The 15,002-nt window shown below is 34.0% G+C and carries 12 protein-coding genes; 3 read left to right on the plus strand and 9 right to left on the minus strand.

Going from position 1 to position 15,002, the window contains the following annotated elements; translation table 11 throughout:
• Window positions 1-92: 92 nt before the first annotated feature.
• Window positions 93-2,759: an AsmA-like C-terminal region-containing protein gene (locus BUB89_RS02290; RefSeq protein ID WP_073241446.1), complete on the minus strand. Its 2,667-nt coding sequence runs from the start codon at window positions 2,757-2,759 to the stop codon at window positions 93-95.
• A 173-nt stretch (window positions 2,760-2,932) separates the two neighbouring features.
• Entirely contained in the window at window positions 2,933-3,727 is a 795-nt protein-coding gene (locus BUB89_RS02295) for a DUF2797 domain-containing protein (protein WP_073241448.1), read from the minus strand.
• A gap of 97 nt (window positions 3,728-3,824) precedes the next feature.
• Between BUB89_RS02295 and BUB89_RS02300 the strand changes: the two genes are divergently transcribed.
• A complete protein-coding gene (locus tag BUB89_RS02300) occupies window positions 3,825-5,351 on the plus strand; it encodes a GH3 auxin-responsive promoter family protein (RefSeq protein ID WP_073241450.1) in 1,527 nt (508 codons plus the stop codon).
• 47 nt (window positions 5,352-5,398) lie between these two features.
• Here BUB89_RS02300 and BUB89_RS02305 read toward each other — a convergent pair whose 3' ends face one another.
• The 7 genes from BUB89_RS02305 to BUB89_RS02335 form a co-directional block, all read right to left on the minus strand.
• Window positions 5,399-5,929 carry an SRPBCC family protein gene (locus tag BUB89_RS02305; RefSeq protein ID WP_073241452.1) on the minus strand — a complete coding sequence of 177 codons (531 nt, stop codon included), beginning with the start codon at window positions 5,927-5,929 and terminating at the stop codon, window positions 5,399-5,401.
• Between the two features lie 5 nt (window positions 5,930-5,934).
• Window positions 5,935-6,366, minus strand: coding sequence for a VOC family protein (locus BUB89_RS02310; RefSeq protein WP_073241454.1), 432 nt, complete (start codon window positions 6,364-6,366; stop codon window positions 5,935-5,937).
• 22 nt (window positions 6,367-6,388) lie between these two features.
• Entirely contained in the window at window positions 6,389-6,826 is a 438-nt protein-coding gene (locus tag BUB89_RS02315) for an SRPBCC family protein (protein WP_073241456.1), read from the minus strand.
• Between the two features lie 208 nt (window positions 6,827-7,034).
• Window positions 7,035-8,273, minus strand: a complete 1,239-nt coding sequence (gene serB, locus BUB89_RS02320; protein ID WP_073241458.1) for a phosphoserine phosphatase SerB — start codon at window positions 8,271-8,273, stop codon at window positions 7,035-7,037.
• 369 nt (window positions 8,274-8,642) lie between these two features.
• A complete protein-coding gene (clpX, locus tag BUB89_RS02325; RefSeq protein ID WP_073241460.1) occupies window positions 8,643-9,875 on the minus strand; it encodes an ATP-dependent Clp protease ATP-binding subunit ClpX in 1,233 nt (410 codons plus the stop codon).
• Between the two features lie 87 nt (window positions 9,876-9,962).
• Window positions 9,963-10,637, minus strand: coding sequence for an ATP-dependent Clp endopeptidase proteolytic subunit ClpP (gene clpP / locus BUB89_RS02330; RefSeq protein WP_073241462.1), 675 nt, complete (start codon window positions 10,635-10,637; stop codon window positions 9,963-9,965).
• Between the two features lie 399 nt (window positions 10,638-11,036).
• The gene (locus tag BUB89_RS02335; protein WP_073241464.1) at window positions 11,037-12,362 is read right to left on the minus strand and encodes a trigger factor; all 1,326 of its coding nucleotides are present in this window, start codon (window positions 12,360-12,362) and stop codon (window positions 11,037-11,039) included.
• 362 nt (window positions 12,363-12,724) lie between these two features.
• Between BUB89_RS02335 and BUB89_RS02340 the strand changes: the two genes are divergently transcribed.
• Entirely contained in the window at window positions 12,725-13,393 is a 669-nt protein-coding gene (locus BUB89_RS02340) for a hypothetical protein (RefSeq protein ID WP_073241466.1), read from the plus strand.
• On the plus strand, window positions 13,390-14,778 hold the full coding sequence (locus BUB89_RS02345) for an alpha/beta hydrolase family protein (protein ID WP_073241468.1): 1,389 nt from the start codon (window positions 13,390-13,392) through the stop codon (window positions 14,776-14,778). Before BUB89_RS02340 ends, BUB89_RS02345 begins: the two co-directional genes overlap by 4 nt.
• The last annotated feature ends 224 nt before the right edge of the window (window positions 14,779-15,002 follow it).

Below are 15,002 nucleotides of genomic sequence, written 5' to 3' on the forward strand. Positions count from 1 at the left end.
TATAATACATTAGCTATAGCAGCCCAAAGAAAAAAATCCATCTCAGTTTTAATATCCTGAGATGGATTTTTTTATTATTAATAGCATGCTATTTATTTCACTTTTGCAGTATCAGCTGGTTTTTTCTTCTTGTTGAATAGATTGTTTAATAAATCAGTAGCTTTAGCTTTTACTTCTTCTTTAGCTTTTTCCTGAGTTTCGGCTTTTGATGCAGGAACCGCTGTTTTAGTGGTATCTCCCGGTTTTTTATTCTTATTTAACAAATCTGTTAAAGCCGAAGTACCTTTAGTAACTAATTTCTGTTTTTGCTGCTGAACCAATTGATTCGTCAGATTAGTCGCTGCTGTTTTTAAATCGGTTGTTATTTTTGGTTTAGAAAAAGTTCCGGTTAACATGGCTTTAATTGGTATACTTTCCAACTTTTGAGCATCGGCAGCTGATAATTTTGCAATCAGTGCATTAGCTTCTGTACCCAAATATTTAGCAGGGACATTAAACTTAATATCGTAATTCATGCTTTGGTCAAAACCATGCGTTCCTCCTATAGTCGCCTGTATATCCTGGTATTTAATGTTAAATGGTTTTACATTTACTTTTCCGTTGTCAAAAGTTATTGCCGCTTTTAAATCATTTAAATTGATTTTGCTTAAATCCAGAAATTTAATATTCGAACTTAAAGCTGTTAACAGAGTAGAATTCTTTTCATTAAGAGTTGTAGAAATAAATTGTCCTAATAAATCTCCCGAAATCGTTTTTAAATCCGGCGTGAATTCTTTTGCATCAAGATTTCCGTTTAATTCAATGGTAGAATTCAGTTTACCATTTACAATTCCTGCAATTGGCGCCAATTTTTTAAGCATATCTAACTGGGTGAAAGATTGCGCAATATCCACCTGATTCAGGCCTAAATTCATATTAAAAACAGGTGTTTTTCCCTTTGTTGAAACCGCACCACTTAATCCGATAGAACCGCCAAAAATTGAAGTCTTAACATTTTCCATAGTCAGCTTTTCATCTTTTACAATTAGCTTTCCGGAAACATTTTTCAGGGTTAAATTATCATACAAAACTGTATTGGCTTTTGCCGTAAGCGTACAATCTAAAAAAGCCGGAATCTTCATCGCTTCCGTATCTTTTTTAGTCTCTGAGGAAGTACTTTTATTGTCGCTTTTATTACTATCGCTTTTATTATCAGTTGTGGTCATAAAATCATCGACTGCTATTTGATTAGAAGTCAGATTAAAATTTCCCTGAAGGTTTTGATTTTTAAAAATATATCCATAAAAGTTCTCTAAAACACCCGTAACATTCAAATCACTTTTTCCTGTAGAAGCACTAAATTGTTTTAAGTTTACTCTGGACGGATTAAAGACTATTTCAGCCTTATTAATGTTCATGGATTTTCCGTTTTCATCTGTATATTTAAATCCGGACAAACTCATGGTTCCCGCATTATTAATGTTTTGATACTGGCTTTTTTCTACTGATTGCATGTCAAATTTAGTAGTGACATCGGCTTTCAATATTCCGCTTAAAGGTTTATCTAATTTAACAGGATATGCTTTTGTTACATTTGCTAAATTGATGGTTCCCTTTAACATCGCATCAACAAGAGCATTTTCAGTGATGTTTTTAATATTGGCTTTAGCATTAAAAACGTCCTGATCAATCCTGAAAGAAAGTTTATCTATGTTAACATACGTATCGTTCAAAATACCCGTTTGATTAATAATTTTAGTATCTATAACAATATTTTGCACTGATTTTGGCAAATCAGGATACTGAAAAGAAGCATTATCCGAAGCAATTTCTACATTGAATTTTGGCACAGTAGTATCTGAATAGATTCCTTTGGCAAAACCGGTAACCGTAAAATCGCCTGTTGTTTTTACATTATCCAGATTAGCCGCATAAGTGGCCGGAATTACTCCTAAGAAATTTTTGAATGATGAGGTTGGGGTTTTAAATTTCAAATCGTATTCCTGACCGGCATCAAGCAACTGAATAAAACCGTCAAATTCCAGTGGTAACTGATTAATTAAAGCCTTATTTTCTTTAAAAGTATATTTATTTTTTTCCAAATCAATCCCTAAAACGGCATCTAAATTCAGGGCAACATTTTTCATATAATTAACCTTGTCCAGATCTAAGCTTATTTTAGCCGATGACTGTGTATCCAAATCTAATTTAGAAGCAGCAAAATCTCCTGTTCCTTCATGATTCAGACTGTCGATAAGCATTTTTATTTTAGACCTTTCATCAAAATAGCGAAATTGAAAATTGTCTATTTTATAATTCTGAATATTTAGTGCTAAGGGTTTACTTTCGGAATCCTGACCCTCTTTTTTGTCGTCTTTAATCGCAATATCATAATTCCCAATGCCATCTTTATTGAAAATAATATTGATTAAACCATTTTTCGAATTAATTCCATCAATGTTTATGGGTTCATTATCGCCTTTAAAAAGTTCTTTAACAGACATTTTTAAATTTAATTCTCCCAGAGCAATCAAGGTATCACCTTCAAAAGGGGCTTTATTAATGATGGCTAATTTTTCGATGGTTACATTCGCATTCGGGAAATTCTTAAACAAACTCAAATCGGCATCAGCAAAACTTACTTTTGCATCTACTTTTTGATTAATAGCATCAATGATTTTAGCTTTTATCTGATCCTTAAAAAAATAGGGAATTGCAAATAATGATCCTATAAATAAGAATAAGATAGCTCCTATAATGAGTAGCGCTTTTTTTAACATAGTGACGGAATTTAATTTTTAATAGTAAACTACTACAAAAATAGCGCTTTAGGACCTATTCCCTTTATAATATTTTCATAATATCTTATATTTTCAAATCGTAATCCTAAGAAATTCAGGTTAAAGTGTTTTCGAGAACTGCTTTTTCAACTAAAATCACCTGAGGAAGTATTTTAAACATCAATGCGCACCACCGAACCTTCGGCACCACGAACATTAAAAACAGTTCCATCTTCAAATAGTAAATACTGCCCTTTTATTCCGGTTAACTTTCCCTCAAAAACAGGTGTTTTATCTAAATTTAAGCTTTTTACTTTGGCCGGATAGTGCAAAACAGGATAATTTATCTGATATAAATCGGTTTTATCAGCATAAAAATAGGGCTGCACTTCGGCAGGAATTAAATTTTCTAATTTTAATCGTTCCGCAACTAAATCCACTGCTTCTATATCATTAGTCAGCATTTTACGCCAATTGGTCTTGTCAGCATAATGATTTTTCAAGGCAACCTCAGTGATTCCTGCTAAATAGCGATTAGGAACCTCAACAACAGCAATGGCTTCATTTGCACCCTGATCAATCCATCGTGTAGGCACCTGAGTTTTTCGTGTTACCCCTACTTTTATCTCACTTGACAAAGCCAGATAGACAATATGAGGCTGCAATTGGGCTTTTTCTTCATAAACTAAATCCCTGTCGGCAATTCCTAAATGAGCAGTACTCAACTCAGGTCTCATGATCCAGTCGCCCGCTGCAGCACTGGAATAAAAACAATCATAACAAAAACCCTGACGATACACTTTCTTTTTTTTAGTACAATTCAAACATTGAAAATCTACAAAACTGATCGTAATATTTTTATCTAATAATTGATTTACGCTTAAAAAACTATTTTCAAAAACCAAATAATATTGAATTGGATTCCCGTATTCAGTTTGCATCTTTGTAAGTACACCTTCGTATTGCATTAAGTTTGGATTTTAAAATTTTGATATTTCGTAAATTTTCCTATTTTTGGTAAAGTTATTATTCCTAAGGTAATTTTCATAACCCTATTTTTCAAAAATGCCAATACAACTCATCAACTCATTTGCCTCCTGGGTCTTAAAACAACGAATTCATCAAATTGAACTCTTCGTAAAATATCCTAATGAAGTTCAGGAAGAGTTACTGATGAACCTTATTGCTGCTGCAAAAAACACCGTATTAGGCAAAGAATATGATTATGCTTCCATAAATTCCTATGCCACATTTGCAGAAAGAATTCCCATTTCTACATATGAAGAATTACAACCTTTGATTGAAAGGACACGTCAGGGTGAACAAAATGTTTTTTGGGAATCACCCATAAAATGGTTTGCTAAATCCAGCGGAACCACGAATGCCAAAAGTAAATTTATTCCTGTAAGCAACGAAGCCTTAGAAGATTGTCATTATAAAGGCAGTAAAGATTTGCTGTGTATGTATCTGAATAATAATGAAAATTCTGAACTCTTTACGGGCAAAAGTTTGCGTTTGGGAGGAAGTTCTCAAATTTATGAAGACAACAACAGTTATTTTGGTGATTTATCCGCAATTTTAATCGAAAATATGCCTATCTGGGCTGAATTCAGCAGTACACCAAGCAACAAAATTTCGCTAATGAGCGAATGGGAATCTAAGATGGCTGCGATTATTAATGAAACGAAAAGAGAAAATGTAACCAGTTTTGCCGGTGTTCCTTCGTGGATGCTCGTATTAATGAACAGAATGCTCGAAGAAACAGGCAAGAGCAACCTGCTTGAAATATGGCCTAATCTGGAAGTGTATTTTCATGGCGGAGTGAGCTTTAATCCCTACAGGGAACAATATCAAAATTTACTTCCGGCAAAAGATTTTAAATATTACGAAATTTACAATGCTTCCGAAGGATTCTTTGCCATTCAGGATTTAAATCATTCCTCTGACTTATTGTTAATGCTGGATTATGGTATTTTTTATGAATTTATTCCAATGGATACTTTTGGCACAGTAAACCAAAAAGCAATCCGTCTGACGGATGTGGAACTGAATAAAAACTATGCCGTTGTCATTACTACCAACTCGGGATTATTTCGCTATCTCGTGGGAGATACCGTTCGTTTTACTTCTTTGAATCCATTCAGAATCAGAGTCACCGGAAGAACCAAACATCATATTAATGTTTTTGGTGAAGAATTAATGGTCGAAAATACCGATCAGGCTTTAGCCAAAGCCTGCCATGTCACACAAGCGGAAATTATCGATTATACGGTTGCCCCTGTTTTTATGAAAGAAAAGGAAAAAGGAGCCCACGAATGGATGATTGAGTTCAAGAAAAAACCAGCTGATAGTACTCTTTTTCAAAAAGTGCTGGACGAAACCCTGCAAACCCTAAATTCTGATTACGAAGCCAAACGCTACAACAACATGACATTAAATCCTTTAATCATTAATGTCGCGAGAGAAAATTTATTTTACGACTGGTTAAAAGACAATAATAAATTAGGTGGTCAGCATAAAATTCCAAGACTTTCCAATCAGAGAGATTACCTGGAACAATTGAAAAGTATGCAGGAAAAAGTGATTGTATAAAAAAACCTTAACTCAGTTGAATTAAGGTTTTGTTACAGTTTTTATAATTACTTTTCCAAAATTTTCTTCAGATTAGCTAAGTTTTGTGTTTGTGCATCGGTAACAAATTTCTTCCCTATGACAGACAATAAATTTATAGGATAATCGGCATGCCCATAGAATTCATTGGTAACTTTTGTTTGATTTTCTGAAATAGCTTCTACAAAAGTCGCTGCTTTATCATCTCCTTTCATAGGACGTTCAAAATGCAAATCAACATCAATCCGATTGTCAGAGACAGCTGTAATTTGCTGAGAGCCTTCGCCTACATTATCATCCTTGCTATTCCATGAAGCTTTGAAACCTACTGTCCCGTCGGTACCTTGATAATTCATCACAACATTAGGATCCTGCATAACCCAAACACTGTATTTTTCCTGATTTTTAATCTTTTTCACATAATCAAAGACTACCGACTTAGGTTGGTTTATAGTTTCAGAAACCGAAACCGTATAATCATTTGGTATAAACAAAGCCATTACTAAGAGTAGCACAAGTAAAGCCAGGATTCCAATTATTATTTTTTTAATGATTTTCATACTTATTACTTTCCATTTTTATCAAAATTTACCATCCAGTTAATCCCGAATTGATCGGTAAGCATTCCAAAATAAGCCCCCCAAAAAGTATCAGCCATGGGCATATGAGGATTTCCGTTTACCGAAAGTCCGTTAAATATTTTATCCGCCTCCTCTTTACTTTCGACATTAACAGAAATAGAAACATTGCTCCCAAAAACAACATCGCCACTTGCTGAATTGCTGTCACTTCCCATGAGCATCATTGAACCTACAGGCAAGCAGACATGCATAACCCTATTACCGTCCTCTTCAGACAATTCAGGAGAATTAGCATCTTGAGGCATCTCCTTAAACTTTCCCATGTATGGAATTTCTCCACCAAAAACAGATTGATAAAACAAAAAGGCTGCCTCACAGCTGCCATTAAAAATTAAATACGGATTAATTGTTGCCATACATTTTACTTTAAGTTAATAATTATTCTTCTGAAAGCTTTTTGATTATTGATAATGCTTCAACGAAAGCATCATTAAAAAAAGCTACATATTTATCTGTAGAATCTACTTTAGCCTCGAGAACAGTTATTCCATTTACCTCTGTCAGGCTATACGTTTCGGTTGCACCTATCCATTCCTGAGTTGCCGGATCTACAGGCTCGATTTCAAAATTTTTAATCATTGCCAAATGCTTAAAAGCCATGTATTCGTTTTCTGTTTTTTTTTCAATAACACTATGCATCCCTTCACCATTGGGGGTAAGAAACTGTATCATACTTCCTTCTTCCCAATCGCTTACTGCATAAGTACCTTCGCAAAAAACAGCTGCCCATTTTCTATAAGTTGCATCACCCCATAAAAGTGACCACACTTTTTCTTTGGGAGCATTAATTTCAATTTTAAAAGTTAATGTTTTCATTTTCTAATGTGTTAAAATTATATTTTACATCATTTTAGTTCCATAAAAGAAAAACAAATTGTAGCTGTAGTATCCTGATTTTTTATTTGAGCTGTAATCATTTTTTCTTTTCTTGGATTATAAAAATACAATTTTAAATTAAATCCAATAAAAAAACCTTAGTTCAAAAATCAGAACTAAGGTTTCTTATATATTGGTATTGAGTATTTTATATATCGTCCATCATATCAATATGGCGGTCATGGTATCCTAATAAGTACAAAACACCATCCAGTCCCAAACTGGAAATAGAAGTGGCTGCACTTTCTTTTACGGTAGGTTTAGCATGAAAAGCGATTCCTAATCCGGCCAGATTAATCATTGGTAAATCATTAGCTCCGTCGCCCACAGCAATGGTTTGGTTGATGTGAATACCTTCTTTTTCAGCAATAGCTTTCAGGAATTCGGCTTTCTTTTGGCCATCTACAATATCACCTATATAGTTTCCTGTTAACTTACCGTCTTTTATTTCAAGTTCATTAGCATGAACATAATCAATTCCTAATTCCTTTTGCAAATAATGACCAAAATAGGTAAATCCTCCTGATAAAATAGCGGTTTTATAACCGTAATATTTCAGGGCTTTCATCAATCGGTGTGCTCCTTTAGTAATAGGCAAATTGATCGCTACATTATGCAACACATCTTCGCTCAAACCTTCTAACAAAGCCATACGCTTCTTGAAGCTTTCGCTAAAATCAATTTCGCCATTCATTGCTGATTCGGTAATTGCTTTTACCTGCTCACCCACTCCTGCCAACTCTGCCAGTTCATCAATTACTTCAGTTTGAATTAGTGTAGAATCCATATCAAAACATACCAAACGTCTGTTTCTTCTATAAATAGTATCCTCCTGAAAAGAAATATCCACATCCAGGCTTCTGGAAACCAACATAAAACTAGCCGTTAATACCGTTTTATCAACAATTTCACCCGAAACAGATAATTGCACACAGGAACGCGGATAAATCTCCGTTTCTACAATAGATGTTCTTCCGGTTAATCGTTTTATAGAATCAATATTTAAATTTTGGTCTGACATTATTTTAGTTACCGCTGCCAGTTGAGCCGCAGTCAGTTTTTCGCCCAAAATATTAATGATATAACGCTGTTTAGACTGCGTTTTTACCCATTTTTCATAATCTTCAATCGTGATTGGGATAAACTTTACTTTAATACCCAATTCATAAGCTTTAAACAACAAATCTTTTAAAACTGGCGCTGAAGAAGAACCTGCTTCAATTTCGAACAAAATTCCTAACGAAAGTGTGTCGTGAATATCGGCTTGTCCTATGTCTAAAACAATGGCATTATACATTGCCAACACTGATGTTAAACCAGCTGTAACCCCTGGTTTATCCTGACCAGAAACTTTTAATAAAATAATCTCTTTATCCTCAATTGCCATTTTTAATCTATATTGATTTTAGAAGCGACAAAAATCGACAATCTATTGTAGATAAAAAAGAATATCGAATGTTTTTTACAAAGAGTTAATTTTAAAGAAATTATTCTCTCTGTTTATTCTTTTATAATCAATTGCTATTGGCTAAAGCCAAAGGTTTTTAAAAGCATTTATTTATTGGCTTAACCCAAATAATGGATACTTTTTGGCTAAAGCCAAATTAAATCTCATCTAAATTCCGTTGACTAAAGTCAACGGCAATTGAAACAGCAGCATTTCTAAATTATATTTTTCACTCACGACCATTAACAAATAAAGCTCAAAAACATTCATTTTTGAGCTTTTCTTTCTTTTATTGAGCTTGAAATTTACTTAAGAAGCAATCTCCAATCGTTTCAATAAATTTTTATTTAAAGTTTCCTTCGCATAATCCACATCAATTTCTAATATTTTATCATCAGAACTTGGTAATTCATACATCGCATCCGTTAAGATAGCTTCACAAAGCGAACGCAATCCACGGGCACCTAATTTATATTCTAATGCTTTATCAACAATAAAATCCAAAGCTTCATTAGTAATCGAAAATTCTACCTCATCCATTAAGAATAACTTTTGGTATTGCTTGATTAAAGCATTTTTAGGCTGCGTTAAAATAGAACGCAGGGTTTCCCTGTCTAATGGATCCATGTGCGTTAACACCGGTAAACGCCCAATAATCTCCGGAATCAATCCAAAATCTTTGATGTCTTTTGGGATAATGTATTGTAATAAGTTTTCTTTGTCAATATTATCTTCATTTTTAGAAGTTGAATAACCCACAGCCTGACGATTCAAACGCTTGGAAATAATACGTTCTACTCCATCAAAAGCACCTCCTGCAATAAACAGGATGTTTTGAGTGTTGACTTCTACGAATTTCTGATCCGGGTGTTTACGTCCTCCTTTTGGTGGTACATTAACAACAGTTCCTTCTAATAATTTCAACAAAGCCTGTTGCACACCTTCACCTGAAACATCGCGGGTAATGGATGGATTATCGCTTTTACGGGCAATTTTATCTATTTCGTCAATAAATACAATACCACGTTCGGCTTTAGCCACATCATAATCAGCCGCTTGCAAAAGACGTGTCAGAATAGTTTCGACATCTTCTCCTACATAACCAGCCTCGGTTAAAACTGTAGCATCCACGATAGCCAAAGGAACGTCTAACATTTTAGCAATGGTTTTTGCTACTAATGTTTTTCCTGTTCCGGTTTGTCCCACCATGATGATGTTACTTTTTTCAATCTCTACCTCATCGTCTAATTGTTGTTGCATCAAACGCTTGTAGTGATTGTAAACCGCTACTGACATTACTTTTTTAGTCTGGTCCTGCCCTATTACATATTGATCCAGAAAAGCTCTGATTTCTTTTGGCTTTTGCAAAATCAAATCACCAATTAATTTTGAACTTCCGTTTGATTTCAATTCTTCCAGAACAATTCCGTGAGCCTGTTCGATACATCTGTCGCAAATGTGCGCATTAATACCAGCAATCAACAAATTGGTTTCTGGCTTTTTCCTTCCACAAAACGAACATTCTAATACTTCTTTTGCCATCTTTTTAACTTAGAAGTCAGGAGTTAGAAGTTAGAAGTTATCTGTTTTTCAACTTCTAACTTCTAACTTCTAACCTCCAACTTTTGATTATCCTCTTATTAAAACTTCATCAATCATTCCGTATTCCTTAGCTTCTGCTGCTTTCATCCAGTAATCACGCTCACTGTCTTTGTGCACTTTATCAAAAGTTTGTCCGGAATGTTGCGAAATAATATGATACAATTCATCTTTTAATTTCAACATTTCGCGTAAGTTGATTTCCATATCCGTTGCAACTCCCTGAGCTCCTCCTGATGGCTGGTGAATCATTACTCTTGAATGTGGCAAAGCCGAACGTTTTCCTGCCGCACCTGCACATAACAAAACTGCTCCCATAGAAGCTGCCATTCCTGTACAAATTGTTGCAACATCCGGTTTGATGTATTGCATCGTATCATAAATTCCTAATCCTGCATAAACGCTTCCTCCCGGAGAGTTCAGGTAAATCTGAATATCCTTAGAAGCATCAGCACTTTCTAAGAAAAGTAATTGTGCCTGAACGATGTTTGCAATTTGGTCATCAATTCCTGTTCCCAGAAAAATAATACGATCCATCATTAATCTTGAGAAAACGTCTAATTGCGAAATATTCAATTGACGTTCTTCAATAATATAGGGAGTCATATTAGTAGGATTCATTGCGGCTACGATTTTATCGTAATACATTGCATTAACTCCTTGGTGCTTTGTAGCAAATTTTTTAAATTCTTTACCGTAGTTCATATGTATTGGTTCTAAGTTTTACGTTATATCTTGTTCTCTTTTATTTGTACAAAGGTTATACCTCTTTGCAAATAATGCCATTATGTCTTGTTTTTTAGCCCAGATAGTAGCGAAAAGCTTTTTGAAATTTGTTTTTTAGTTTTTTTATTCTTGTAAAGCGACCGGAGGAAGCTCTTGCAAGAATTTTAAAAAACAGAAACAAATGAAAAAACTTGCAGCGTATAGCTGGAATTTGCTCCTGAAACAATTTATAACAAAAGAGCGTCAAAAAAAACTTCTGACGCTCAAATATACTTATTTTTTATTATTTAGTCTTTGTAAAAAAATCATAAAGTTATCAGGATATTCTTTGCAAAATCATTCACTTCTAACTTCTGACTCCTTACTTCCAACATCAATTTATTCTCCGTAAGACGCAGCAATAAATTCATCGTAAGTCACTTCTTTAGTTGTTGGGTTTGCTTTTTCTTTAAACAATTCCAATAATTTTTCAGCAACTACCTGATCAGAAAGTCTTTTTACTTCGTCCTGGTTAGATAAAACTCTGGCAACAATTCCCTGAACTTCTTCGTCAGTTGGGTTTGTTTGACCAAATTGAGCCATTTGAACTCTGATATTTTTAGCTGTAAAAGTTTTTAAGTCTTCAAAAGTAATTTTGATATCGTTTTGAGCCAAAGCTTTTCCTTCGATTAACTGGAAACGCAATCCTTTTTCAGAACGTGCATATTCTACTTCAGCTTCTTCAGGAGATAATTTTTTCTCACCTACAGTTTGCAACCATTTTTTAAGGAATTCAGAAGGTAATTCGAATTTTGTATTTTCGATTAAGAACTCAGTAACATCACCTAATAATTTTTGGTCTGCTTGTTGAGCAAATTGAGATTCAGCATCTTCTTTGATTTTTGCTTTCAAATCTTCTAATGAAGCTACATTTCCTTCACCGAACAATTTGTCAAACAATTCCTGATTCAATTCAGCCGGTTCTGAAACAGTAATAGCTTCGATAGTAAAATCTACATCAATTGCTAAACCGTGAACATTATCATGACCTACTTTTAAGTAATCCATCAATTGGTGATCGTCTTCAAATAAACCGCTTGTGTTTACAGTAACTACATCTCCAACTTTTTTACCAATGAATTTATCAGCAGTAGCTTTGTCTTTAAAAATATCTAAAGTAATGGTAGTTGTGTTACCAATTCCTTCTGCTTCATTAGTAAAAACCCCTTTAATGTCAGAATTTGCTTCAACAGCATCCTGAGGAATTGCAGTACCAAATTGTTTTTGGATACGAGCTACTTGTCCGTCGATTAATTTATCATCAGCAGTAACTACATATTTTACGATATCGTTTTTAGCATCTAAGTCTAATTCGAAGCTTGGTACTAAACCAATTTCGAATTCAAAAGTCAATTCTTCAGCTGACCAATCTAATTCTTCGTTTACTTTAGGAAGTGGAGTTCCAAGAAGATTTAATCTTTCAGATTGAATATAACGCTCTAAAGCCAAGTCAACAACTTTCTTAACTTCTTCTTTTTTAATCTCTCTACCGTATTGTTTTTCAACTAAGTCTTTAGGCACAGCCCCTTTTCTAAATCCTTTTACTTGCGCTAAAGGCATTTTTTCGTTGATTCTTTTGGCTACTTGTCCTTTGTAATCCATGTGTACCACAGTCATTACAATGGTTTCAGTTACAGCATCAATTGCTACTCTTTTAATATCCATCTTCTTCTTTAATTTACATAATAAAATTGGGTGGCAAAATTATAAAATTTTCACAAGCCAACCAAGCTTTTTTTCCCGAACCTTCGGGATTGAATTTCAAGGAGTTCAAGATGCTAAAGTCTGTCTTATTTCCAACTATTTATTTGGGCGTGTCCCTCCGAGATTGCTTCGTCGTTCCTCCTCGCAACTCCGGGTCAGGCTGTTCGTTACAATCTTTTATTCCGCTGCGCTCCATAAAAGGATTTCCACTGCCATCCTTCACGCAAACCATTCACAAAACCATATTATAGTTTAAAAAAGAACAACCTTTTTTAATTGTAAGAATATTTTTTATATTTGAATTACAAACCAAATTTCGAATAATGTTAGACTTGAAAAAAATATTCACCTTCATTATCACTACAATTTTTATAAATTGTTATGCGCAACAAAATAGTATTACCGACTACTCTGGATATTCTATTTCTGAATTAAATTCTAAAAAAATCGAATTAGAATTAAAAGCGAACTATGTTTTAGTTAACGATTACTTAGAAAAAATAGAAAGAGGAGATGTAGATCACATGGCACTAACAAAAATAGACAATGGGATAGTAAAACCATATTGGGATAGCGGAGCAGAGCTAAAACCATACTACAATAACTGGAAAGAAGCAGCATCCAGAATAAGTGCTTTTGAAAAAACACATGCTCCAGAACTTCAAGAATTAAATAATCTACTTAAAAATAAGATTATCGATAAAGAAATGTATTTTAGTGAAAATCGAAAAACCAGAGAACAACTACATTCTCGATATCCAAATGAATACCCATTACTTGCAGCAAACCACATTAGCAGTCTCAAAACCATGTGGAAAGCAACCGGAAGATATATGCTGGAAGATTATAAAAGAAAAGAAAAAAATTTCCCAATATACTGGATTCCCGAAAAAGAAAGAATAATTTCAAAAAACACGAACAAATACAAAGCAATAACTCAAGAACTGATTGCAGTTCAAAATGAAATAAAAAAAAACTACAATAACCAATGAAAAAATTAGCATTTACAATATTAGCATCATTAATTTCTCTATCCTTTTTTGGACAGGAAATTACAGGACAATGGAATGGCGTTTTAAAAGTTCCGGGAGCACAATTAAGATTGGTATTTAATATCGAAAAAACAGCAAACGGCATCAGTGCGACAATGGACAGTCCGGATCAGGGAGCCAAAGGAATTCCGGTAAGCAGTAGTAGTTTTGAAAATTCGGTTTTAAAAATCGGAATCAGTCAAGCCCAAATTGAATATGAGGGAACCTTAGGAAAAGACAATGTCATTGTTGGAAATTTTAAACAAGGCGGTCAAAGTTTTCCTCTGAATTTATCAAAAGAAAAAGCGGAAAAAGAAGTTCTTATTCGACCACAAGAGCCTAAAAAACCGTATTCTTATTATTCTGAAGATATTATTTTCGAAAATAAAAAAGCAGGAATCACTTTAGCGGGAACACTTACACTGCCTAAACAAGACGGTGTTTTTCCGGCGGTAATTTTGATTAGTGGCAGCGGACCTCAAAACAGAGACGAGGAATTAATGGGACACAAACCATTTCTTGTACTTTCTGATTACTTAACAAAAAACGGAATTGCCGTTTTACGTTATGATGACAGAGGAGTTGCAGCTTCAAAAGGCAATTTTAAAACCGCTACAACAGCAGATTTTGCCACTGACGTTGAAGCCGGAATTGAATTTTTAAAATCAAGAAAAGAAATCAACAAAAGTAAAATTGGCTTAATCGGACACAGTGAAGGCGGAATAATCGCACCGATGGTTGCCAATCAATCCAAAGGTATAGCCTTTATTGTTTTACTGGCAGGAACAGGAATTCAGGGAGATCAATTGCTTTTATTACAACAACAATTAATAGGGAAAGCATCCGGAGCAAGCGATGAAGCATTAGAAAAAATCAAATCCAGCAACATAAAAATATTTGACATTACCAATAAATCTACGAGCACCGAGCAACTGCAAAATGATTTAACCAACTACTTCAAACAAAATCCCGATACTGAAAAACCGGCAGGAATGACTGATGACGAATTTATAAAATTGCAAATACAACAAATTGCAACGCCATGGATGCAATATTTTATCAAATACAATCCTGCACCAACATTAGAAAAAGTAAAATGTCCCGTATTAGCACTTAACGGCGAAAAAGATTTACAAGTTCCTCCCAAAGAAAATTTAGCAGCCATAAAATCAGCTTTATCAAAAGGCCGAAATAAAAAGGTTACTGCAATAGAACTTCCCAACTTAAATCATTTATTCCAGGAATGCGTAACGGGTTCCCCACAAGAATATGCAACAATTGAACAAACATTTGCTCCTGTTGCTTTAACCGAAATAACAAATTGGATAAAAACTCAGACAAAGTAACATCAGATTTATCTACGTACTTATTTTACATTTATTTGTTACCAAAAAAATAAAAAAATACTAGAATTCCAATCAGCTCGTTTGTATATAAAAAAACGAGCTGATTTTTTATTTAAAAAATTAATTCAAAATTAATTTTGGATGCTAAATCTTAAATACTATTTTTATGAGATAAAATGCTGTATCAGCCCTTATTTTATAATAACCCCCTATTATACTCAACT

It is taken from the genome of Flavobacterium flevense, assembly GCF_900142775.1.
Classification (GTDB): domain Bacteria; phylum Bacteroidota; class Bacteroidia; order Flavobacteriales; family Flavobacteriaceae; genus Flavobacterium; species Flavobacterium flevense.